This window comes from Mesorhizobium sp. M0145, from assembly GCF_040322355.1.
Taxonomy (GTDB): domain Bacteria; phylum Pseudomonadota; class Alphaproteobacteria; order Rhizobiales; family Rhizobiaceae; genus Mesorhizobium.
Map to the genome: position 1 here is coordinate 167,705 of NZ_JAMYTK010000001.1, position 24,024 is coordinate 191,728.

The 24,024-nt window shown below is 63.0% G+C and carries 17 protein-coding genes; 6 read left to right on the plus strand and 11 right to left on the minus strand.

The window, feature by feature from the left end; genetic code table 11:
• Nucleotides 1–65: 65 nt before the first annotated feature.
• The 9 genes from NKJ28_RS00930 to NKJ28_RS00970 all read right to left on the minus strand — a co-directional run bounded on the left by NKJ28_RS00930 (nucleotide 66) and on the right by NKJ28_RS00970 (nucleotide 12,089).
• On the minus strand, nucleotides 66–1,256 hold the full coding sequence (locus NKJ28_RS00930) for an acyl-CoA dehydrogenase (protein WP_352454106.1): 1,191 nt from the start codon (nucleotides 1,254–1,256) through the stop codon (nucleotides 66–68).
• Nucleotides 1,257–1,498: 242 nt separating this feature from the next.
• Nucleotides 1,499–3,811: a Tex family protein gene (locus NKJ28_RS00935; protein WP_023675457.1), complete on the minus strand. Its 2,313-nt coding sequence runs from the start codon at nucleotides 3,809–3,811 to the stop codon at nucleotides 1,499–1,501.
• A 119-nt stretch (nucleotides 3,812–3,930) separates the two neighbouring features.
• Nucleotides 3,931–5,112, minus strand: coding sequence for a serine hydrolase domain-containing protein (locus tag NKJ28_RS00940; RefSeq protein WP_023675456.1), 1,182 nt, complete (start codon nucleotides 5,110–5,112; stop codon nucleotides 3,931–3,933).
• Between the two features lie 27 nt (nucleotides 5,113–5,139).
• A complete protein-coding gene (locus NKJ28_RS00945) occupies nucleotides 5,140–6,336 on the minus strand; it encodes a serine hydrolase domain-containing protein (protein ID WP_352633613.1) in 1,197 nt (398 codons plus the stop codon).
• Nucleotides 6,337–6,398: 62 nt separating this feature from the next.
• A complete protein-coding gene (locus tag NKJ28_RS00950) occupies nucleotides 6,399–7,427 on the minus strand; it encodes an extracellular solute-binding protein (protein ID WP_352568095.1) in 1,029 nt (342 codons plus the stop codon).
• A gap of 27 nt (nucleotides 7,428–7,454) precedes the next feature.
• Nucleotides 7,455–8,267 carry an ABC transporter permease gene (locus tag NKJ28_RS00955; protein WP_023675453.1) on the minus strand — a complete coding sequence of 271 codons (813 nt, stop codon included), beginning with the start codon at nucleotides 8,265–8,267 and terminating at the stop codon, nucleotides 7,455–7,457.
• A complete protein-coding gene (locus NKJ28_RS00960) occupies nucleotides 8,260–9,189 on the minus strand; it encodes an ABC transporter permease (protein ID WP_023675452.1) in 930 nt (309 codons plus the stop codon). The genes NKJ28_RS00955 and NKJ28_RS00960 overlap by 8 nt, the downstream gene beginning before the upstream one ends.
• Complete coding sequence (locus NKJ28_RS00965) at nucleotides 9,189–10,283, minus strand: ABC transporter ATP-binding protein (protein WP_352586923.1); 1,095 nt, start codon at nucleotides 10,281–10,283, stop codon at nucleotides 9,189–9,191. The genes NKJ28_RS00960 and NKJ28_RS00965 overlap by 1 nt, the downstream gene beginning before the upstream one ends.
• A 102-nt stretch (nucleotides 10,284–10,385) precedes the next feature.
• The gene (locus NKJ28_RS00970; protein WP_352633616.1) at nucleotides 10,386–12,089 is read right to left on the minus strand and encodes an amidohydrolase; all 1,704 of its coding nucleotides are present in this window, start codon (nucleotides 12,087–12,089) and stop codon (nucleotides 10,386–10,388) included.
• 141 nt (nucleotides 12,090–12,230) lie between these two features.
• Between NKJ28_RS00970 and NKJ28_RS00975 the strand changes: the two genes are divergently transcribed.
• The gene (locus tag NKJ28_RS00975; protein ID WP_352633618.1) at nucleotides 12,231–13,262 is read left to right on the plus strand and encodes a histone deacetylase family protein; all 1,032 of its coding nucleotides are present in this window, start codon (nucleotides 12,231–12,233) and stop codon (nucleotides 13,260–13,262) included.
• A 75-nt stretch (nucleotides 13,263–13,337) separates the two neighbouring features.
• Here the strand turns inward: NKJ28_RS00975 and NKJ28_RS00980 are convergent, their stop codons facing one another.
• On the minus strand, nucleotides 13,338–14,525 hold the full coding sequence (locus tag NKJ28_RS00980; protein ID WP_352633620.1) for a TMEM43 family protein: 1,188 nt from the start codon (nucleotides 14,523–14,525) through the stop codon (nucleotides 13,338–13,340).
• A gap of 1,145 nt (nucleotides 14,526–15,670) precedes the next feature.
• On the opposite strand from NKJ28_RS00980, the gene NKJ28_RS00985 reads away from it, so the two are divergent.
• The gene (locus NKJ28_RS00985; protein ID WP_352633622.1) at nucleotides 15,671–17,314 is read left to right on the plus strand and encodes an MFS transporter; all 1,644 of its coding nucleotides are present in this window, start codon (nucleotides 15,671–15,673) and stop codon (nucleotides 17,312–17,314) included.
• Between the two features lie 221 nt (nucleotides 17,315–17,535).
• Here NKJ28_RS00985 and NKJ28_RS00990 read toward each other — a convergent pair whose 3' ends face one another.
• On the minus strand, nucleotides 17,536–19,836 hold the full coding sequence (locus NKJ28_RS00990) for a hypothetical protein (protein ID WP_352633624.1): 2,301 nt from the start codon (nucleotides 19,834–19,836) through the stop codon (nucleotides 17,536–17,538).
• A gap of 327 nt (nucleotides 19,837–20,163) precedes the next feature.
• On the opposite strand from NKJ28_RS00990, the gene NKJ28_RS00995 reads away from it, so the two are divergent.
• The 4 genes from NKJ28_RS00995 to NKJ28_RS01010 are packed head-to-tail and all read left to right on the plus strand — an operon-like array spanning nucleotide 20,164 to nucleotide 24,012.
• On the plus strand, nucleotides 20,164–21,024 hold the full coding sequence (locus tag NKJ28_RS00995) for an FAD binding domain-containing protein (protein ID WP_023675444.1): 861 nt from the start codon (nucleotides 20,164–20,166) through the stop codon (nucleotides 21,022–21,024).
• Nucleotides 21,024–21,500, plus strand: a complete 477-nt coding sequence (locus NKJ28_RS01000; RefSeq protein WP_023675443.1) for a (2Fe-2S)-binding protein — start codon at nucleotides 21,024–21,026, stop codon at nucleotides 21,498–21,500. The genes NKJ28_RS00995 and NKJ28_RS01000 overlap by 1 nt, the downstream gene beginning before the upstream one ends.
• 2 nt (nucleotides 21,501–21,502) lie before the next feature.
• Nucleotides 21,503–23,767 carry a xanthine dehydrogenase family protein molybdopterin-binding subunit gene (locus NKJ28_RS01005; RefSeq protein WP_023675442.1) on the plus strand — a complete coding sequence of 755 codons (2,265 nt, stop codon included), beginning with the start codon at nucleotides 21,503–21,505 and terminating at the stop codon, nucleotides 23,765–23,767.
• Nucleotides 23,767–24,012: a MoaD/ThiS family protein gene (locus NKJ28_RS01010; RefSeq protein ID WP_023675441.1), complete on the plus strand. Its 246-nt coding sequence runs from the start codon at nucleotides 23,767–23,769 to the stop codon at nucleotides 24,010–24,012. Before NKJ28_RS01005 ends, NKJ28_RS01010 begins: the two co-directional genes overlap by 1 nt.
• Nucleotides 24,013–24,024 lie beyond the last annotated feature (12 nt).

The window sequence follows — 24,024 nt, forward strand, 5'->3', positions numbered from 1 at the left end:
GATCTCCCGCCTTGCGAGGGGAGATGCCAAGCAGTGGCGCTGGAAGCGGAGGACACCTGCCAATGCTAAAAGAACGCCTGCAACCCGGTCTGCGCCCGCCCGAGGATCAGCGCATGCACGTCATGCGTGCCCTCATAGGTGTTGACGGTTTCCAGGTTCTGGGCGTGGCGCATGACGTGGTAGCCTATCTGGATGCCATTGCCGCCATGCATGTCGCGGGCCTGGCGGGCGATGTCGAGCGCCTTGCCGCAATTGTTGCGCTTGACGAGCGAGATCATCTCCGGCGCCATCTTGCCTTCATCCATCAGCCGCCCGACGCGCAGGCTGCCCTGCAGGCCGAGCGCGATCTCGGTCTGCATGTCGGCGAGCTTCTTCTGGAAAAGCTGCGTGCCGGCCAGCGGCTTGCCGAACTGCTTACGGTCGAGGCCATACTGGCGGGCGCGGTGCCAGCAATCCTCAGCCGCGCCCATGGCGCCCCAGGAAATTCCGTAGCGCGCCCGGTTGAGGCAGCCGAACGGTCCCTTGAGACCCGAGACGTTGGGCAGCAGCGCGTCCTCGCCGACCTCGACGCCCTCCATCACCACTTCGCCGGTGATCGAGGCTCGCAGCGACAGCTTGCCGCCGATCTTCGGCGCCGACAGCCCGTTCATGCCCTTTTCCAGGACAAAGCCGCGAATCTCGTTGTCATGCGCGGCCGATTTTGCCCAGACGACGAACACGTCGGCGATCGGCGCGTTGGAAATCCACATCTTCGAGCCGGAGATCCTGTAGCCGCTCGCGGTCTTCTCGGCCCGCGTCTTCATGCCGCCCGGGTCGGAACCGGCGTCAGGTTCGGTCAGGCCAAAGCAGCCGATCCATTCGCCCGACGCCAGCTTCGGCAGGTATTTCTTGCGCTGTTCTTCCGAGCCATAGGCGTGGATCGGATACATTACCAGCGACGACTGCACGCTCATCATCGAGCGATAGCCCGAGTCGATCCGCTCCACTTCCCGCGCGACCAGCCCGTAGGTGACGTAGTTGGCGCCGAGCCCGCCATATTCTTCCGGGATGGTGATGCCGAGCAGACCGGCCTCGCCCATTTCGCGAAAGATCCCGGCGTCGGTCTTCTCCTCGAGATAGGCTTCCTCGATCTTCGGAGCGAGCTTGTCGGCGGCAAACGCCGCGGCGCCATCGCGCACCATGCGCTCGTCCTCCGAAAGCTGGTCCTCGATCAGGAAAGGATCATCCCAGACGAATGCGTTCTTGTCGGCGGCCATGGCTCTCGGTCTCCCAAACTCATGCATGTCGCCCAAAGCTTGCCCGCGGGCCTGACCCGAGGGTGTTCGGCAGCTTGGAGATAACGACATGCATCGAAACAGAAATCTTGAAACGCGCGGCTTATCGGCTCCCGTCCTGAAAAAATCAAACGAAATAGCTTCGCCGATCCATGAGCATTGGTGATGGATGATCAATGTCGAGCGCCGCCGTCTGACCTGGCGGCGCAGCCCGGCTCGCGAAATTACTTCCGCTTCAACGCATCGGCCAAAGCGGCGCCGAACGCGCCCTGCTGCACCGGCCGCTCCGGCTGGCGTTGGGGCGCGGGCGCGCGCGGCACCGGCCTGCTGCCATTGTCGCGCGGCTTCGGTGCGCCAGCGTCGCCATCCTTGCGCATCGACAGACCGATGCGCTTGCGCTTGATATCGACGTCGACGACACGCACCTTGACCACGTCGCCGGCCTTGACCACCTCATGCGCGTCCTTGACGAAACGGTCGGCTAGTTGCGAGACGTGCACCAGTCCGTCCTGGTGCACGCCGATATCGACGAAGGCGCCGAAGGCGGCGACATTGGTGACAGTGCCTTCAAGCTGCATGCCGGGCTTCAGATCTTTGATGTCGTCGATGCCATCGGCAAAAGTCGCGGTCTTGAAGCCGGGGCGCGGGTCGCGGCCGGGCTTTTCCAGCTCCGCCAGGATGTCGCGCACCGTCGGCAGGCCGAAGCGCTCATCGACGAAGACGCGCGGATCGAGCGCCTTGAGTGCGGCGCTGTCGCCCATCAGCGAGCGGACGTCGCGCCCGCAGGCCGCAACAATCTTCTTGGCCACGCCATAGGCTTCCGGATGCACCGCTGACGCATCGAGCGGTTCGCTGCCGTTTGGAATGCGCAGGAAGCCGGCGCATTGCTCGAACGCGCGGGGTCCAAGGCGGGAGACCTTCAACAGTTCGCGACGGCTGGCGAACGGGCCGGAGGCATCGCGATGCGCAACGATCGCCTCGGCCAGCGATGCGCCGAGACCCGAAACCCGCCCCAGAAGCGGCGCTGAGGCCGTGTTGAGATCGACGCCGACGGCGTTGACCGCATCCTCGACCACCGCTTCCAGCGAGCGGCCGAGGCGGTACTGATCGACGTCGTGCTGGTACTGGCCGACGCCGATCGACTTCGGCTCGATCTTGACCAGTTCGGCGAGCGGATCCTGCAGGCGCCGCGCGATCGACACTGCCCCGCGCAGCGACACGTCAAGGCCGGGAAATTCCGCCGCCGCCGTTGCCGAGGCGGAATAGACCGAGGCGCCGGCTTCACTGACGATCACCTTGAGCGGCTTCGGCCCGGACCCGGCAGGCATGTCAGCCAGCATGTCGGCCACCAGCCTTTCGGTCTCGCGGCTGCCGGTGCCGTTGCCGATCGAAATCAGCTCGACCTTGTGCAGCCGGATGAGCTTGGCCAGTTCGGCCTGCGTGCCGCGGACATCGTTCTTCGGCGGGAACGGATAGACCGTTGTCGTCGCCAGCAGCTTGCCGGTGCCGTCCACCACCGCCACCTTGACGCCGGTGCGAATGCCCGGATCGAGCCCCATCGTCGGCCGCGAGCCGGCAGGCGCGGCAAGCAGCAAATCCTTGAGATTGCGGGCGAAGACATGGATGGCTTCTTCTTCGGCCCGCTCGCGCAGATCGCGCATCAGATCGAGCGTCAGGTGCAGCGACAGCTTTATGCGCCAGGTCCAGCCGGCGACCTCCATCAGCCAGCGGTCTCCCGGCAACTGGCGGCCGATGGCGTAGGCGTCGGCGATCATCCGCTCAACCGGTTTCACCGGAGAGGCGTCATCGGCATCGACTTCGACGTCGAGCGACAGAACCTCCTCGTTGCGGCCGCGCAGCATGGCCAGCGCGCGATGGCTCGGCACGTTGGCCCAGCGCTCGACATGGTCGAAATAGTCGGAGAATTTCGCGCCCGCCTCCTGCTTGCCGTCGACGACGCGCGACCGCAGGAAGGCGCGTTCCTTCATGTAGGTCCGCAATCTGCCGACCAGATCGGCATTCTCGGCGAACTGTTCGGACAGGATGTCGCGCGCACCCTCGAGCGCCGCCTTGGTATCGACCACGTCTTCGCTGATGTAGGCCAGCGCCAGCTCGGCGGGTACAGCCGTACGGTCGGCGAGAATAGCTTCCGCCAGAGGCCCGAGCCCGCGCTCGCGTGCGATCTCGGCCTTGGTCCGGCGCTTCGGCTTGTAAGGCAGATAGATGTCTTCGAGTTCGGCCTTGGTGCCGGCCGCAGCGATCTTTGCCTCGAGCTCGTCGGTCAGCTTGCCCTGCTCGCGGATCGAACCAAGGATGGTGTCGCGGCGCGCGTCGAGTTCGCGCAGGTAGGCCAGCCGCTCGGCAAGGTCGCGCAGCTGCGTGTCGTCGAGGCCGCCGGTGACCTCCTTGCGGTAGCGCGCCACGAACGGCACGGTCGCGCCGTCGTCGAGCAAGCCGATCGCCGCCGCAGCCTGTTCGGGCCGCGCGCCGATTTCGGCGGCTATGATGGTTGCGATGCGCTTGATGTCGGCTGCCATGTCGTACCTGTCGCTAGTCGAAACGAGCAGCGACCATAGGCGCAGAGCACTGCCGCGCCAACTGCGCCATTTTCAACCCGGCGAGAGGTCCACAGGAAAGGTCGGGCTGTCTGGATGGATCAGACCATCCGGCTCAGCGCCTCGAAGAAAGAAGTCATGTCCAGATCGAGCGGATCGTCGACCGGTACCGGCTGCGACGACATTTTTGCGATTACCATTTCGGCCTTCGGATTGACGTAAAGCCACTGGCCGTGGATGCCGATGCCGCAGAAGGCGCCGCTTGCGGCGCCCGTCTGGTACCATTTGTTGCGGTAGCGGCCACGCTGAAACAGGAACGCCATCGTGCCGCGCCGCCAGGCCTCGGCGTCACCGCCAGTTTCGGCCGTGTCGCGCACCCAGGCTTCCGGCACGACGCGGCGGCCATTGGCCGTGCCGCCTTGCCGCATCATCTCGCCGACGCGTGCGAGGTCGCGCGGTGTCACCGAAATGCCGCCGGCGGTGCGCGCCGTTCCTTCCATGTCGACTGTCACCGAGGCATCGCCGACGGCGCCGAGCGGCGCCCATAATTTTTCGCGCATCAGATCGGCGAAGCGCCGGCCCGACGCGCGTTCGAGCAGGATGCCGAGCAGGTCGGAATTGGGCGAGCGGTAGCGGAAAGTCCGGCCATGCGGCTCGGCCAGGCCCTGCAGCGTCATGAGGAAAGTGGCCAGGCTCTCGATGCCCCCGCCTGGATTCCACAGCATGGCGCGGCGGTAGCGGGCGAAGGCGCTTTCCGGATCGAGATAGGCCTCTTCGAAATCGAGGCTGACACTCATGTCGAGCACGTGCCGCACACGCGCATCGCCATAGGCCGAGCCGGCGGCTTCGGGCAGATAGAGGCTTACCGGTGCCTGCGGATCGAAAATCCCCTCGCCTTCCAATGTGCCGGCAACAATGGCGGTCAGCGACTTGCTGATCGAAAAGACGATGTGGCGCGCCCCAAACTCCATATGCGGCGCGAACCAGTCGCCGACGAATTTGCCGCGTTTCATGATCGTCAGCGCGTCGGTATCGGAGCGCGCGAGAAACGCCGCGACCGTCTCCGCGCCGCCTGCAAGAGCGACCTTTTCGCCAAGTAGCCCGCCGAAATCCTGCGCCGGCGCCTCGCTGCTGCCCGGCTGTGCCGCCACGGCAGCGCTCGGCACCAGCTCGCCGACATTCTGGAACGACCACCGGCTGAACGGGCTTTCCCGCCAGTTGCCGAGCAGAACCTCATTGCGGCGAAAGCCGTATCTGGTCTCGAACGCGGTCTTGCCGGTCATGGTGGTCCTGCGGATTTTCTTTGAGGTTCAGGCGAGCGCAGCGGCAATGGCATGCACGGCTTTCAAGGTCGCCACCGAATAGCCGATGTTGGTGAAATCCGGATAGCTCGAAAGCTTCACCACGACCATTTTCGTATCCCAGTCGATATGGATCAGCTGCCCGAACACGCCCCGGCACATCAACGCGCGCGAGCGCGGGTCCTCGATCCAGAACTGGTTGCGGTAGCTGCCTTCCGGCAGGCTGGGACTGAAATCCGGTCCATGCCTGCCATTGCGCGTCGCCTCGATCCAGTCGGCCGGCACGATGCCGCCTCCATTGTCGAGGATCAGCTGGCCGAAGCGGCCATAATCGCGCAGCGTGGCGTTGAAGCCGCCGTCGGCGACCGCATAACCGGCGCTGTCGACAGTGAAGCAGGCGCTTTCATCGGCGCCGAGCTTTTGCCAGAGCTCTTCCGAAATCAGCTGCGCCAGCCTTTTGCCGCTCACCCGCTCCATGATGAAGGCAAGCACGTCGGTCTCGATCGAGCGGTATTCGAAGGCAGCGCCGTGCGGCCGGCTCTTTTCCTTGAGCCCCAGGATCAGTTCGAACATATGCGATGGCCAGCGGAAGGCCGGATCGCTGCCCGGCGGCACCGGCTTCCAGCCGGTGGCGACATCGACCTGGCCGATGTCGGAATAGGGGTCGGTGTATTCCTCGGAAAAGCGCACCCCGCTCGTCATGTCGAGCACATGCTGCACGCTGGCGCCTGCCCAGCCGGTCGCTTCCAGCTCCGGCAGATAGGCCGTCACCGGCAAGTCCGGATCGATCACCCCGTGCCCGACCAATATGCCGAACACCGAGCCCGTGACCGACTTCGCCATTGACTGCGACAAATGCAGCGTGCGCTCGGTCATGCCGTTGAAGTAGCGCTCATAGGCGACCTTGCTGTCCTTGAGCACGAGAAACCCGTCGGTATAGGTCTCGTCGAGCAGCCCGGCGAGCGTCGTCGGCTGCCCCATGCTGTCGCTCACGGGCAGCGCGTCGAGATCGACCTCGGCGCGCTCGAAGCGATGCCGATGGCCATTGCCGCGCCAGACTTCGACGGTCGGCAGAAATTCGCGGATGTGCTGAAACGCCCAGCGGTTCCATGGCGGCCGGTCCCAGTCGAGCTTCGGCGGCACCATCCGCGGCGGCGAACCCTGCATGATCGGCGGCGCCGGTTCGCTGTTGCGATAAGATTTCATCCAATCCCCTTGTCGCAAAGAAGGGAGGCCGAAGCCTCCCTTCGATCGATCCCACGTCGAGCCTATTTGCGCAGATTGGTCCAGATCTTGTTGTAGATCTCGACCACTTCCGGTGGGCAAGGTGGCACAAATTCCGCAGTCGGCGCACCGGCCGGCGGATTGATTTCCGGCGCGCTGGCGAAGTCCGGCGGCAGGAATTTGTGGCTCCCGGTAATGCCGTTGTCGTAACCGGCGAATTCCGAAATCAGCGCGGCGTTTTCCGGGGCCATGACGAAATCCTGAAACAGCTTCGCATTTTCAAGGTTCTTCGCGCCTTTCAGCACGGCCACATTGTCCATCCAGCCTTCGATGCCTTCCTTGGGATAGGCGTATTTGATCGCCGGAATTTTCTGGCGCGCACGATAGGTTGCGCCGTTCCACGCCTCCGTGACGATCACATCGCCCGAGGTGATCTTGGTGATGGTGTCGTAGCTGAAGGTCTTCCATGACGGCTTGGCGGCCATGAGAATGTCGTTGACCTTCTTCAGATTGGCCTTGTCGGCGCCGCAACGCGGCACACCGGCATAGCGCTCGGCCGCGTGCATCACGGTGTTGACATCGTCGAGCATGTTGATCTGGCCTTTCAACTCGTCCGGCGGGTCGAACAGGATTGCCAGCGTGTCGATGTCGCCCTTGTATTTGTCGGTGTTGACTTCGAACGCGGTGGTGCCGAACTGCCACGGCACGGTGTAGTGACGGCCTTTGTCCCAGTAGATGTCGACGAAGCGCGGGTCGAGGTTCTTGCCGTTCGGCATCGCATTGGGCTCGGTCTTTTCGAGCAGGCCCTCATCGATCATGATCTTCACGGTGTAGTCGGATGGGACGACGATGTCGTAGCCGGAATTGCCGGCGCGCACCTTCGACAGCATGGTCTCGTTGGAATCGTAGTCGTCCAGCGTCACCTTGACGTTGTATTGTTTTTCGAATTTCTCGATCAGCTTGGGGTTGGTGTAATCACCCCAATTGTAGATGTGCAGCTCACCATCGGCGAGTGCAGGTACTGCCCATAAAAGTGCTGCCGTCGAAACGGCAGCCATAAGTTTCCTAGACATCACAGTCTCCTTTGCCTTCCCATTGACTCACTTGGCGCGGCGGCGCGCGATCAGGAACGATATCGAGACGAACAGGATCGACACCAGCAGCAGGATGGTGGAGATGGCATTGATCTCCGGCGTCATCGGCCGCCTGATCTGGTTCCAGATGTAGAGGGGCAGCGTCGTCTGCCCGGGGCCGGCGACCAGCTGCGTGATGGTGAAATCGTCGAAGGAGACGATGAAGGCGAGCGCCCCACCCGACAGGATGCCGGGAACCAGCAATGGCAGCGTTATGCGCCGGAAAGCATGCCAGGGCGTGGCATAGAGATCGGCCGCGGCAGCTTCGAGCGTCAGATCCATGTCCTCGAGACGCGCCCGGATCGGCATATAGGCGAAAGGAATGCAAAAGACGGTGTGGGCGAGGATCAGATTGCCGATGCCGAAATTGAGCCCGAGAGTGCCCGCGATCAGCGCAAAGAACGAGAGCGTCGCCACCGCCGTGATGATCTCCGGAACCATCAGCGGCAGGTTGATGACCATGAAGGCGGCCGACAGCCCGCGCCACGGCTTGACCCGGGTCATGCCGATCGCCGCCAGCGTCGCGGCGATCGTCGAAATGATCGTGGCGGTGACAGAGATGATCAGCGTGTTCTTGGCGGCGTTGTGGAATTCCTGGTTGAGCAGCGCACTGCCATACCAACCGAGCCCGATGCCTTCCCAACGCGTGACCAGAGACCCGGTGTTCAGCGAGAAGATCATCAGGATCAGGATCGGCGCGTAGAGCACGCAGAGGCAGATGATGGCGATCGAGCGGAAGCCCGGTTGGTCCTTGATATCGGCGCTGCGGGGGTCAGCCATGCCTCATCTTCCCCGACGTGTTACGGACATAGAAGTAGAGCGCCACCAGCACCGCTGCCATCAGGATCAGCGCCTGCGCGCAGCCGAGCGGCCAGTTGCGCCCGGAGCCGAATTGCTGGGCGATGAGATCGCCGATCATCAGGTGGATACCGCCGCCGAGGATCAGCGGCGTCACATAGGCGCCGAGGGCCGGAATGAACACAAGCAGGCAGCCGGCGATGATGCCGGGCAGCGACAGCGGGATGATCACCCGCCATAGCACCTGCCGACGTGTCGCGTAGAGGTCGTAGGCGGCCTCGACCAGCCGGAAATCCAGCTTCTCCAGGCTGGAATAGAGCGGCAGCACCATGAACGGCAGGAACGAATAGAGCAGGCCGAGCTGGATGGCGAAGTTGGTGTAGAGCATGGTGATCGGTTTCTCGATCACCCCCAGAGCCATCAGTGCGTTGTTGATGAGGCCCTCGTCGCGGATGATGAACATGATGGCAAGAGTGCGCACCAGCAGGTTCGACCAGAACGGGATGGTGATCAGCAGCACCCACCAGTTGCGCTGCGCTGGCGGTCGCGTGGCCATGAAATAGGCTGTCGGAAAGCCGAGCAGCAGGCAGATGACCGTCGTCACCACGGCGAAGACGAACGAGCGCAGATAGATGATCAGGAAATCCGGCGTGAACTGCAGCGTGTCGTCGAAGATGTCGCGCTGGAACAGGAAGTTCAGATAGGCGTCGGTCGAGAATTGCCACTGCACGCCGCCATAGGGTGCTGCGGCAAGAAATGAATAGATGACGATGATGAGAAGCGGCAGCACGCCGAAAATGCCGATGATTATCAAAGCTGGCAACGAAAGCAGGCGGTGGCGCCTGGCGCTGGCCTTCTCCGCCTCTGCTTCGAACAATGCAGCTTGGGAAAACGCGCTCGCCATCAATCCCTCAGCACTTGCGCGGCGTCGTTGCCGATCGAGACGCCGACCTTGTCGCCCCGCTCGAAACCGCAGCCTGCGCTGCGCGTGTTCTGCTGGCGCACGGTGAAGGCTTCGCCGCTGTCCAGTTGGACATGAATATGCGTGTCGGTACCGAAATAGACGATGTTTTCGATGGTTCCGGAAAGGTCGCCCTTGCCGCTGGTCAGCTTGGCGTGTTCCGGTCTGACCACCACGGTAGCATTATCCTTCGGCTGGAAGCCTTCAGCCACGGTCGCGTCGATCGTTGCGCCGGATTTGAGGGTCGCGCGAGCCTTGCCGTTGCCGATGTCGGTGATGGCTGCGGTCAGGAAATTGGTTTCGCCGATGAAGTCGGCGACGAAGCGCTCGGCCGGCTTGTCATAGATGTCCCAGGGCGTGCCGACCTGCAGGATCTTGCCGGCCGACATCACCGCGATGCGGTCCGACATGGTCAGCGCTTCCTCCTGGTCGTGGGTGACGAAGATGAAGGTGATGCCGGTCTGGTGCTGCAGCCGTTTCAGTTCGATCTGCATCTCCTTGCGCAGCTTGTAGTCGAGCGCCGACAACGGCTCGTCGAGCAACAGCACTTTTGGCTGCGGCGCCAGCGCGCGGGCCAGTGCCACGCGCTGCTGCTGGCCGCCGGAGATCTGGCTGGTGCGGCGGCCGCTGAGCGCCTCCATTTTGACCAGCTTCAGCATCTCGGCAACGCGCGCCTTGATTTCGGCTTTCGGCTTGCCCAGCATCTCCAGCCCGAAGCCGATATTCTCGGCGACCGTCATGTGCGGGAACAGCGCATAGGACTGGAAGACGGTGTTGACCGGCCGCTTGAACGGCGGCAGCGGCGCGATGTCGTGGCCGTGCAGCAGGATTTCGCCTTCGCTGGGGAAGTCGAAGCCGGCGATCAGCCGCAGCAGCGTCGTCTTTCCGCAGCCCGACGGCCCCAGCAGCGTGAAGAACTCGTTCTCGCGGATCGACACCGAAACCGTGTCGAGAGCGGCGACTTGTGCGTCCCCGGTACCGAACACCTTGCGGACGCCGCGGACTTCGATTGCACTCTTACCCGGCTGATCCGGCACGCACTTCCCCATTTTCATGTCCGCTCTTGTTGGCGGATCCAGTTCCCATTCGATTGTCAGCATATGCCGGTCGGCTTGGCAACCATGCATCTGAATCTCGGTTCAGAACGCAAGCTCCGTGCCATCGTCAGCCCCATCATCAACCTGATGACTGATCTTGCCGCCGCAGATGGTAGTCACCGGATGCACCTTGTGTAACAAACCCGGTTCAGTTGTCTCGATATCGGCCGACAGCACCACCAGATCGGCCAGATAGCCGGTTTTCAGCCGGCCCTTGCGGTGCTCCATGAATTCGGCATAAGCGCCTTCGACTGTATAGCCCGCAAGCGCTTCCAACAGCGAGAAGCTCTGGTCGGGAACGCCGTCTGCCCAAGGTTTGCGCAGCATCGCCGCCTGAATGCCCAGGATCGGCTCGATCCGCGACACCGGCCAGTCGGAAGCGAAGACGACATGCGCACCCGCCTGCTTCAGCGTCCGCCAGGCATAGCTGAGCGGCCATCTTTCGCGGCCGATGCGCGAGAGCGTCGGCTCCAGCGGGAAGTCCATGGCGCCGGGCGGGTGCGGCGGCTGCATCGAGGCGACGACGCCGAGTTCGGCGAAGCGCGGCACGTCGGCGGCAGTGGTGACCTCGATGTGCTCGACCCGGTGCCGGCTGTCGCGTTTGCCGTTCTTCCGCTGCGCCGCCTCGTAACCGTCCAGAACCGCGCGCACCGCGCCGTCGCCGATCGAATGCACGGCGACCTGCAGCCCGCGCCGGTCGGCCTCCACCGCCACCTCGGCGAGATGCTCCGGCGTAAACAGCGGCTCACCGCGCCAGCCCGGCCGGTCGGCATAGTCGTCGACCATGACCGCGGTCCAGCCTTCCAGCACGCCGTCATAAAACACCTTGACCATGCCGGACGACAGCCATTCCGATTGGTAGGAGCTGGCCATGCTCGATGCCTTTTCCAGCCTGTCGAGCGACATGAAATTTTTGAAGTGGAACGGTATCTTGGTGCGGCAGAGCAGCCGGCCTTCCTGCTCCAACCCGGCAAGCAGTTCGAGCTGGTAGAGATTGCCGTCCATGTTCTGGATTGAGGTGATGCCGTGGCGGGCGCACCATTCCAGCCCGCGATGCATCAGGTCGCGGTCGGCCGCGATTTCAGCGGCGGAAGGGTATGGGTCGGGCTCACCGCCTGTCGCGAGGCCGAGCCGAACGCGATTCTGCCCGGAAAGCTCGAGGATCGGCCCGAACGCCTCGCCCTCGCGCAATTCGCCCGCCGCAAGGCCGTCGGCGCCCATGACGATCTCGTTGCCGGGGCCGAGTTGCTTGCCGTGCAGGATGCCTGCCAGTTCCAGCGCCTTGGTGTTGGCCCACATCGTGTGGTGATCGGAAGCAGACATGGCGAACGGCCGGTCGGGGATAATGCGGTCGAGATGATGGCGGGTGACCGGCTCTTCCTTGGAAAGGATGGTGTAGTCGACGCCGGCCCCAAGCAGCAATTTGGCGTTCGGCCGTGCCGCAGCGTAGGCGCGGATCGCGTCGCTCAGCGCATCGAAGCCATGCACGCCCTGAAGATGCAGATTGTCGAGTTCGGCCGCGCCGCCGAAAAGGTGCATATGCGCTTCGATGAAGCCCGGCACCACCGAACCGCCTTGCGCATCGATGATCTTCGTGGCCGGCCCTTTCAGCGCCTCGATCGTCCGGCGATCGCCAACCGCCAGGATGTTGCCGTCCTTTATCGCCACCGCCTCGGCCGTCGGATTGCCTTCGTCCATGGTCAGCACACGGGCATTGGTGACGATCAGGTCGGCATTTGAACTCATGATTACCCGCGGTTCGGTTGCGCTGCCGGCAGGCTAGACGACCGGCTGCCGGGCCAGCAAGCCATGGGCGGTTGGCCCAGCGCCTTGTGAAAGGCAGTGCAGGACGGTTAGGGTCGCCGCGTCTCACCACGGAACAATTTCATGAAGACTGTTTTTTCGCCTTTCCATGCCGGTCATGCCGGCAATGTCGAATTGATCGCCGGCGCCATCGTGCCGGCTTTTGAAAAGCCTTCGCGCGCCGAGTTCATCAGGGCGCGGGTGGAGAGCGAGAAGCTCGGTCCGATCCTGCCACCGGAAAGCCACGACCTCGCCGCCGCCAGGAAGGTGCATGCCAGCGACTACATCGATTTCCTGCCGACCGTGTGGCCGCTCTGGGAAGCATCGGGCCGCAGCGGTTCGGCCATTCCCTTCACCTGGCCGACGCGCGGACTGCGCGGCGACGTGCGCCCGAAAGGCATCGATGCGCTGCTCGGCTTCTACTCCTTCGACGGCGGCGCGACGTTCGTCAAAGGCACATGGGATGCGATCAAGTCGTCCTATGACGTCGCGCTGACCGCCGCCGCGCTGGTCAAGGCCGGTGAGCCTTCCGCCTTCGCCCTCTGCCGACCGCCAGGGCACCATGCAGGGGCGGCCTTCATGGGCGGCTATTGCTTCATCAACAACGCCGCCGTCGCCGCGCAATGGTTCCGCGACCGTGGCGCCGGGCGCGTTTCGATCCTCGACGTCGATTATCACCACGGCAATGGCACCCAGGAGATATTCTATCGCCGCGGTGACGTTCAGGTGCTGAACCTGCATGGCGATCCGATGACCGAATATCCCTTCTTCCTCGGCCATGCCGACGAACGCGGCGAGGGCGACGGCGAAGGCTTCAACGACAATTACCCGATGCCCTTCGGCACCGGCTGGGACGTGTGGAACGCCTCACTCGAGGACGCTTGCACGAGGCTTTCGGCTTATGCTCCCGACGTCGTCGTGGTTTCACTCGGCGTCGACACCTTCGAGAAGGACCCGATCAGCCAGTTCAAGCTGAAGACCCCCGACTACCCCAGGATCGGCCGCCGCATCGCCAGGCTCGGCCTGCCGACGCTGTTCGTCATGGAAGGCGGCTACGCCGTCGAGGAGATCGGCATCAACGCCGTCGGCGTGCTGACCGGCTTCGAGGACCGCTAGAAGCAATTCCAGGAAATAGGGCGGTTCGTCGTTTCCGTGAAACGATGAACCGCTAGAACCGCCGGCGCCTGCAAATCATGTGGCCGCGCTCGGCGCTGCAACCGGCGGAGCCGGCCTGCGCGAGCGGCCGAGGTAATAGACCGCCGCCGCTGCGATGACGCCCGCTGCCAGGATGCCCGCCGCCAGCACCGGCCGGTACCAGAACCAGGCGATGGCCATCGTCGTCGCCCCGACCAGGATCGCCAGGAAGAACGCGATGATGCCGGTACCCATCCGCGCCATGCTGCCGAGCAAAGGAATGACGTCGAGGATGACGCCGATCGGCCCGAGCAGCAGGGCAAAGCCGATGGCCAGGAGCAGCACGCCGGCGGCGCGCAGCAGCCAGGTGATCAGCGTGTTCGCGCTGACCGCTTCGGCGAACATCTTTTCCGCCGGAACATTGCCGGTGTCGACCATCAGCAACTGGTCGCCGGCGATTGTCTGGTATGGCTCGAAGCCGCCCCCCGTCTGGCGCGCGACGACGCTGACCACGCCGAGCGGCGCCAGTTCGTAGCCGATGCGGTAGTCGCCCAGCGCCGGCGACGTGGTGTTGAAACCGAGATAGATTTTTCCGTCGACGATGTTGACCCGCTTGGTGCCGGTATAGGCGGCGTCTATGGCGGCCGACTGATCGGCAGACAGTGAGAACGTCTTGTCGCCGCCGATCAGGTCCAGCACGGGCCGGTCGAGCGTGAAAGCACCGAGCTTGCCGTCCGGAATCTGGAATTGCTTGCTGTGGATCTCCATCGGCGGATTCTCGTGGCCGTCCGGCTTCTTGAACTCCGACGAATTGATCTGGCTGTCGTCCCACACCTTCGAATAGCTGTAGGTCGTCACCGTCTCCTCGCCGCCGCCCAGCTTCTTCGTCGTCTCGGATTTCTCCTCTTCTTTCCACTGGTACATCTCGGCGCCGCGCGACAGCCGCAACCCCTGCGCCGAAATACCGAAGTCCGGATCGGCAAGGCCGCTGCTCGCCGTCACCGCCCCGGTGACATGGACGAGCTTGCCGTCATTGGCGGCATCGACGCTGTCGGCGCCGACCGAGACCACCGCGCCCGATCCCTCGGCCAGCGAGCGCGCCGTCTGCACGGCCCGGCCCTCGTTCCAGAACAGGCCGATCACCATCAGCACGATCAGGAGCAGCCCGAAGACGACCCCGGCGAGCGCGCGTTTGATCCGCCCGAACCACGAGACGGACGTCACTTCCTGAAATGAATCGCTCATTATTTCCCCCATCCCCCGAAACCAGTCTCGCGAAATCCGCGCTCTGCCGCGCAGTGGCAAGCAACCAGCGTCACCCCAAACCGGGGCGGACGCCCATCCGTCTCGGCACCGGGAGCTTATCGCAATCGGCGAGCCGCCACAGTTGCGATCCGACCCGGTTTCGCGGCCGTAAAGCCCATCGCTCACCGCCAATTCATTGAATTCGTTTCCGTCAAATCGCGTTGATGTCAGATTCGTCTGCAGTTGGATTGTAGCCGAATCAGCCGTTCCTTGGGGGGCGCGGCAATCACCAAAGCTTGATGGTCCGCAACTATTCCGGAATCAGATCGGCTAGTGGGCAATGCTCCACCAGCAGGCTCTTGCAGAGTGCGTAGTCTTCGTACGCGAAAACACCTTGGTGCGCCCGTAACCCCGTTGCGTGACGTGGTGCGGCAGACGGCGAACGACAATGCGGGCAAGGCGAGGCATGCGATCAATCCGAACACAGAGCCTGTCGGTTGGGCAGCAAAAAGTGCACCATCATCGTAGTTCGATTCGGACGGATCTCAGTATAAAAAGGAGAGATATAGGAAAAATAAATAAGACAATAAATCCATATATGCTGCCGGCTATCAAAAATACGTTCTCATATGGGTAAAATGTAGTTATTAGACAAGCGATAATATACAATACTACGTTCTTTTCATACAATTTGTCACCAAGTATGTTCAACATAAGATATGTGTACAAAATAGCACATGTAAATATTTGTATTAAAGCCAGGCCGCTCATGCTCGCAAGCGGTCTAAAAAATACGTGAGGTATAGCCACTATGAGAATGGCAATCGACATCACCTTGAGAGCTCGCGCTTTCATTTCAGTCCCTCGGTAATTTCCTTCTGGCAATTTTCCTACGTACGGACCGCAGTTTGATCAAGTCCGAGCTGTGGAGCCTGAAGGGCCGAATTACCTTCATGCCAGCATCTGAATCGGCGCACGCAGTGACGTGCGCTGACCGGCTCCGCACTCGTTATCTTGTTGTTGGACCATGATGTTTTTCCAGAATGCGTTCGCCCTTTGCGAAATGATGTTCTATTTTTTGAACCCACGGCTTGCGGGGCCGATTGATCGGAAGAACAAACGCATTTGAGCCCGGGACAGCATTTATGAACGACGACACACCGGAAAGCGAAAGCGCCTCGGCGCTGGCGCCGTTCCGGCACGGCATCTTCCGGGCGGTGTGGTCCGCCAGCCTCGTCTCCAATTTCGGTGGCCTCATCCAGGGCGTTGGCGCCGCCTGGATGATGACGACGATCGCCACCTCGTCCTACCAGGTGGCATTGGTCCAGGCCTCGACCACCTTGCCGATCATGCTGTTTGCGCTGCTGGCCGGCGCCATCGCCGACAGCTTCAACCGGCGCAAAATCATGCTGATCGCGCAGATCTTCATGCTCGTCGTCTCGGCTCTTCTGACCGTCTTCACCTATCTCGACCTGATGACGCCGTGGACGCTGCTCGCCTTCACCTTCCTGATCGACAGCGGCACCGCGCTCAACAGCCCGTCCTGGCAGGCTTCGGTCGGCGACATGGTGCCTCGCACCAAGGTGCCGGCGGCGATCGCGCTCAACTCGATGGGCTTCAACCTGACGCGCAGCGTCGGCCCGGCGATCGGTGGCATCATCGTTGCCGCGGCAGGCGCTGCCGCGGCCTTCGCCGTCAACACGCTGAGCTATGTCGGCCTCATCGTCGTGCTGGCCCGCTGGAAGCCGGAACTGCCGGCATCGACCTTGCCGCGCGAGACGCTGGGCGCCGCAATGGGCGCCGGCCTGCGCTACGTCGCCATGTCGCCCAACATTGGCAAGGTGCTGGTCAGGAGCTCGGCTTTCGGCTTCAGCGCCGGCGCGGTCCTGGCGCTGCTGCCGCTGGTCGCGCGCGACGTCGTCAAGGGCGATGCCTTGAGCTACGGCATCATGCTCGGCGCCTTCGGCATCGGCGCCGTCGGCGGCGCGCTGATCAGCGTCAGGCTGCGGCAGCTGCTGTCCAGCGAAACCATGGTGCGCATGGCATTCGCCGGTTTCGCCGTCTGCGCCTTCAACGCCGCCGTCAGCAATCATGCCTGGCAGACGTCGCTCGGCCTGCTGCTCGGCGGCGCCTGCTGGGTGACCGCGCTTTCGCACTTCAACGTCACCGTGCAGATGTCGACGCCGCGCTGGGTGGTCGGCCGCGTGCTTTCGGTCTACCAGACCGCGACCTTCGGCGGCATCGCGCTCGGCAGCTGGGTCTGGGGTGTCGTTGCCGACGCGCATGGCGCCGAAGTCGCCCTGATGGCGGCCAGCGTCGCCATGCTGGCGGGAGGCGCCATCGGCCTGCTGCTGCCGCTGCCGCAGCAGGCGGTGCTCAACCTCGACCCGCTCAACCGCTTCCAGGAGCCGCATCTGGCGCTTGATCTCAAGCCGCGCAGCGGTCCCATCGCCATCATGATCGAATATGTCATCCGCAACGAGGACGTACCGGAATTCCTCGCCACCATGGCCGAGCGCGGCCGCATCCGCCGACGTGACGGCGCCCGCAACTGGACATTGGCGCGCGATCTCGAAAATCCGTCGATATGGATCGAGCACTACCACACGCCGACCTGGGTCGAATATATCCGCCACAATCGGCGCGCCACCTACGCCGACGCGGTCATCGGCGAGCGCATAAGGGCGCTGCACAGCGGCAACGAGCCACCGCGCGTCCGCCGCATGATCGAGCGCCCGACGACTGCCGGCACGGCGCTGGTGATGCCGAAGGGACCGATCGAGCATTAAAGCATTTTGCAGCCAAGTGGAATCACTTGACGTCGCAGAAATGCGGTTAAAACAAATAGATAAAGCGGGATGCACCGTTCAATTTGAACGCATCCCGCTCCAGCGCAATTCCAGGAAAAGTGTGAAACGGTTTTCCGTCCGGAAGAGACAGAGCGGTTCGCCGTTTCCGTGAAACGATGAACCGCTCCAGCCACCCTGACGCCCTTCCGCTGGCGATTCGACTACATGAGCTCTATGACGAAATAATCGCCCTGCTGTATCCACTTTACCAGGAAGTTGATCGTCAGGTCGGTACCGCTCCAATACATCTCGACGGTTGATGGAGACGGCTTTATGAGGCCTCCCTCGATAAAGTCACTCGACCTCGTCCCAGATACGCCTGAGATGAAATTGAAATCCTGGAACTGGAATGTGACCTCGCAGCTGAGAGTGAACGGCGTGAACCCGCCGCCGGCCGGCTTGGGCAACGCGAACTGAACCAACGCCGGCTCTGCGTTCGGCTTTTCGGTCTTTGAAAAGCTGCCGGATGGCCCCTGCAGGTGCCAGGTGATTTCAGTGATTTCTTTCTTGGTGGCGTTGAACCAGAGACCCGTTGCTATCGTCAGCATCGCCGGCTTGACGACCGGCGCCGCAGTAAGGGGAATACTGATGGTCTCGGTCTTGTAGCCAACGGCTGCAACTTGCAAGCTGACCGATGCTTGGCCGGTCGGCGGAGATAGCGTGAACGCTGTGTTGGTGGCCCCGACCACCGCGCCCCCTTGCGATATGGTCCCTCCAACCGATTGGGACTTGTTATCGGCGTCGACTGCTTTGATGGTTATCGTCGCCGGCTGGCCCGCTATCAGGGACGGGGGAGCCGCGGAGAGCAGCATTTCCCCGAGGGTGACATTGACGGGAACTCTGGTGAGCGGAGACATCTTCGTGCACAATGTCTGCATCACCGTAATTTGGTCTTCTACCTTGAGCTCGCCTACGTAAATCCCGAAGAAGAGCGTCGTCCAACCAAGTGGCGTATCGCTGGCGCGCCACTTCCCGTTCACGAATACATGCACGCGCGCCCCGGGAATCACGCCTGATACGTAAATTAGCCGCTGGAAGACCCGGACGGGCTGTTGAATATCCGGGGTCTTGAGTGGGGTCAGGTCGGACACTTTGATCGGGCCCCCGACCCGAAGCGCGAGGGGCTGACAAGTAAGCTCCAGCTCGGCGTGAATGTGCTCGCCGGCGCGCAACGGCCGAAATGTCTCGACCCAGACGAGGCCGCCAAAACTGAATACGGGCTTGCTGATTACAGGAGAATCTGGCGCATCCGAGTACAAACGTACGACCGCGTTGTCGACGCTGTTGACGAAAGCGCCGCTTGCACATTCAAATGCAGGCTCCATGACGGTCGGCGGAAATACGCTGCCCTGGTAAGACCCTACCACCAGCAACTTATCCGATGTGGATGTCTTGCCGCATAGCTCCTGGATGACGACGAGCGATGGAAACGGCGGCGAGGCCGGGATCAGGGCCGACACGTCGGGAATCCAGTATTGGCCGGAACTCACATCCTCGCCGACTCCGATTCTCCCGAGCACGGTAGCTGCACCCGAAGTCGGATCGACAAGTTGGATCGTCAATGTCGCGCCGGGCTCGAGATTGGAGATAGGCAAAGCACGGGCTGCCGGGCAGGAGTACTGTGAGGCGTCGATTACGGGCTTTCTAACCGGCAAGGTTTCGTCGACGATCACCGGAGGGGCAGATGACGGACTTGATGCATTGCAGCGCTCGAAGTGCTGCGTGGCGCTGAAGACATCCGGATTGTGCGCGGCACGGCCAAGCAGCGCCAGGAGGTTGGCACCGACGAAAGGATATTCCAGCACGTCGCCATTGAAGTGGACCTTCGTGGTGGCGCCTTGAGCCAACCCCCTGACGGGTACTGCTTGCGCGCACCCAGGAACCGGGCCGACTGCTGGTGCCGGCATGGTATTTTCCCGATACGGCGTCTGTTCGGCGGGCAAGCTCGGGGTCTGACTGCTCTTCACCTGTCCGGCAGGCGTCTGAACGGACTGCACTGCGCTAAGCACATCGTTGGCCTGGATCGCCCCGCGAATGCGCACTGGTACGACATTTCCGCGTGCAGTATCGCTGCCAATCAATGCGCCGCCGTTGAAAATCTCGACCGTGGCGCCAGGATAGGCTGCGCCTATCAGCACCCAGTCGACGCACTCGTGCACCTGACTCAAATACACCAATGCGCTTAGCGTCGAGGGATACCCGAGCACGACGATCGGGACCGGGCTTGGATCACTGGTTTCGGCGCCGAGCGTCCAACGTGCGGTCAATGCATCCCCCACGTTGAGGGAGCCTGCGGCGACCGGCACAAAGGTACTGGTTGTGGCGCCGGCATTTACCGCAGGGACGGGTACGCCATTTACCAGGAGGGAAATGCTCGAGCCGGGAAGCGGCCCATCGATACGGACCGAGGTACTCAAGACCGATACGGGGCCAATCACAATTGGTGCAAGGAGCGTGCTCATGTTCGTTTCCCTCTCTGTACGGCGCAGACATGTCGCCTGGTTCGAAACAGGACATAGAGGGAGCGCACTTACGGATGACTTACGGATGGGTCGGCGCGGTGCTGGACTGCGCTCGCGTCCGTCGCATGATCGAGCGCCCGACGACAGCCGGCACCGCGCTGGTCATGCCGAAGGGACCGATCGAGCATTAGTGGCTGGCGGCGCGTCCAATTGGGCGAGCAAATGAAATTGCGGCGCCTGGCCCAATCCGCGAATGCACGAACAGGATGGCCATTGTGGAGAGACGGTTATATCAGTTGGTGTGACTATGACCACTAAGGGGAGACGATGCGTTACATACGTCCGCTTTCAATTGAAGACGCCGCCGGCCTGTTGGCCGGTTCAGCCGGCACGGCCGCCATCCTCGCCGGAGGCAGCGACCTCTTGGTGCGAATGAAAGGCGGCTTTATCGAACCCGACCTGATCGTCGACATCAAGGCGATCGACGGGCTTGGCGAGATCAGGGAAACAGCCGAGGGCTTCAGCATCGGCGCCGCGGTCCCCTGCGCCGTGCTGGGCGAGAACACGGCCCTGCAGAAGGCATGGCCCGGCGTCGTCGAAGCGGCCAAGCTGATCGGCTCGAAGCAGGTGCAGGGACGCTGCACCATCGTCGGCAATCTGTGCAACGCCTCGCCGGCCGCCGACAGCGTGCCGGCGCTGGTGGCCGCTGGCGCCAAGGCTGTGGTCGTCGGCCCGGGAACCAGGCGCACGATTGCCGTGGAAGCGGTGCCGACTGGGCCGGGCAAGACGTCGCTGGCCAAGGGCGAGATCGTCGAGGCAATCCTGCTCGACAGCCGTCTGCCGCGTTCGGGCGATGCCTATCTGCGTTTCATTCCGCGCACGGAGATGGACATCGCGGTGGTAAGCGCCGGCGTGAACTTGACGCTCGATGAGCAAGGTCGCGTCAAATCCGCCCGTCTGGCGTTGGGCGCCGTGGCGCCGACGGTGATTCTGGTCGAGGAGGCCGCCGAGGTTCTCATCGGCTCCAAGCTGGACGAAGCCACGCTGGAGAGGCTCGCCAAGGTCTGCTCGGGCGCCTGCCGCCCGATCGACGACAAGCGCGGCACTATCGAATTCAGACGGAAAGTCGCGGGTGTGCTGGCCAAGCGGGCCGCCACGACCGCCTATGCACGCGCAGGAGGCAAATGATGGCTGGTGTGGCAGTATCAACGACAATCAACGGCGACAATGTCGAGTTTCTTTGCCAGCCGGACGAGACGCTGCTTGATGTCCTGCGCGATCGCCTGGGGCTGACGGGCGCCAAGGAAGGCTGCGGCACCGGCGACTGTGGGGCCTGCAGCATCATCCTCGACGATCGGCTGGTGTGCTCGTGCCTGGTGCTCGGCGCGGAGGCCGAGGGCCGGCACGTCGAGACCATCGAGGGCATGGCGCATGGCGACAGGCTGCATCCGCTGCAGCAGAAATTTCTGGAACACGCCGCACTCCAATGCGGCGTCTGCACGCCGGGCTTCCTCATGGCTGCCAAGGACCTTTTGGCCAAGAATCCCGATCCGACCGAGGAGGAGATCCGCTTCGGCCTCGCCGGGAACCTCTGCCGCTGCACCGGCTATGACAAGATCGTGCGTGCCGTTCAGGACGCCGCCAGCGTGATGAAGGGAGCATGACGATGAATTTCGATCCGCGTTACTCCGGACGCAATTTCACCTCTGTCGGCACGCGTCCCATCCGTCCCGACGGCGTCGACAAGGTGACGGGCCGCGCACGCTATGGCGCCGACTTCAACATGGCCGGGCAACTGGTCGGGCGCGTTCTCAGAAGCCCCCATGCACATGCCACGATCAGGAAGATCGACACGTCGAAGGCGGAGAAGCTCGCCGGCGTCAAGGCCGTGATCACCGCGGCCGACCTGCCCGACCTCACCGACGGCGATGCCGCCATGTACGACATCCTCGACAACTGCATGGCGCGCAAGAAAGCGCTCTATGACGGCCATGCCGTGGCCGCGGTGGCTGCGGTCGATGCCCGCACGGCGAGGCAGGCACTGAAGCTGATCGAGGTCGACTACGAGGTGCTGCCGCATGTCACCGACGTCGACGAGGCGATGAAGCACTCCGCACCCCTGATCAACGACGCCATCTTCACCGAGGGCCTCGAGCAAAAGCCCGTCAAGCCTTCAAACGTCACCAAGCGCACCCAGTACGGCCATGGCGACATCCATGAAGGTTTCGGCCAGGCCGATTTCGTCGTCGAACGCTCCTTCAAGACCGAGCAGACGCACCAGGGCTATATCGAGCCGCATGCCTGCGTGGCCAATGTCAGCTCCGACGGCACCGCCGACCTCTGGGTCTGTACGCAAGGCCATTTTGTCTACCGCCAACACTGCGCCCAGCTGCTTGGCATGGAAGCCTCGAAGCTGCGCGTCACCTCCTCGGAGATCGGCGGCGGTTTCGGCGGCAAGACCCATGTCTGGGCCGAGCCGGTGGCACTGGCGCTGTCACGCAAGGCCGGGCGGCCGGTCAAGCTGGTCATGACGCGCGACGAGGTGTTCCGCGCCTCCGGCCCGACCAGCGCCACCTCGATCGATGTTCGGATCGGCGCCCGCAAGGACGGCACGATCACGGCGGCCGAGGCGACGCTGCGCTATAGCTGCGGCCCCTATGCCGGCACGTGGGCCGAGATCGGCGCCATGACGGCCTTTGCCTGCTACAAGCTCGAGAACGTCAGGACGGTCGGCTACGAAGTGCTTGTCAACCGGCCCAAGACCGCGGCCTATCGCGCGCCGTCGGCTCCGATGGCGGCGTTTGCGGTGGAAAGTGCGGTCGACGAGCTGGCCAAGGAGATCGGCATGGACCCCGTCGAGTTCCGGATCAGGAACGCGGCGCAGGAAGGCACCAGATCGTCCTATGGACCGGTATACGGCCCGATCGGCATCGGGCCGACGCTGGAGGCGGTGAAGAATCATCCGCACATGAAGGCGCCGCTCGGCAAGAACCAGGGCCGCGGAATGGCCTGCGGCTTCTGGTTCAATTTCGGTGGCCAGACCTGCACCGACCTCAACATCGGCATGGACGGCTCGGTCTCCCTTGCCGTCGGAACCGTGGACGTGGGTGGTTCGCGCGCGTCGCTGTCGCTGGTGGCGGCGGAGGAGCTCGGTATCCCCTATGAGCAAATCAAGGCGGTGGTCGCCGATACCTCCAGCCTCGGCTACAACGATATGACGGACGGCAGCCGCGGCACCTTCTCGTCTTCGATGGCGACGATCTCCGCCGCTCGCAACGCTATCAAGGTGTTGCGGGAACGCGCCGCACAGATGTGGGACATTCCCGTCGACGACGTGGTCTGGGAAAAAGGTCACGCGATTGCCAAGGGCGAGAAATACGACAACCTTGCAGCATTGTCGCTGAAGGAGATCGCAGCCGCGTCAGGGAAGACGGGGGGACCGATCGCAGGCCACAGTGAGCTCGTCGCCGACGGCGCCGGCGTCTCCTTCGCCACCCATATCTGCGATATCGAGGTGGATCCCGAGACAGGCTCGACCAGGGTGCTGCGCTACACCGTCGTTCAGGACGCCGGCAAGGCGGTGCATCCGACCTATGTCGAGGGGCAATACCAGGGGGGTGCCGCACAAGGCATCGGCTGGGCGCTCAACGAGGAGTATATCTACGGCAAGGACGGGCGGCTGCAGAACCCTGGCTTCCTCGATTACCGGATCCCGGTCTGCTCGGACCTGCCGATGATCGACACGCAGATCCTCGAAATCCCCAATCCTAACCATCCTTACGGGGTGCGCGGCGTCGGCGAGACCTCTATCGTGCCGCCGCTGGCGGCGATCGCCAATGCGGTCTCGAACGCCGCGGGCGTGCGGATGACGCATATCCCGATGTCGCCGCCGCGCATCCTGGCGGCGATCGAGGCGGAACGGGGAGGCTGATGGTCGAAGTAACGCTCTGGGGGTCGCTCGGCGCGATCGCCGGAGGCAAGAGCAAGGTCGAAATCGAGGCGAAGGACATAAGGGAGCTGTTCAGGAAACTGGCTGAACAGTATCCCGGCCTCGAGCCCTACATCGATCGCGGCATCGCCGTCGCCATCGACGGGACGATCTATCGCGACACCTGGTCGAAGGAACTGCCGGAAGGGGCGGAGATTTTCCTGCTGCCGCGCCTTGCCGGGGGATAACTGAACAACCCT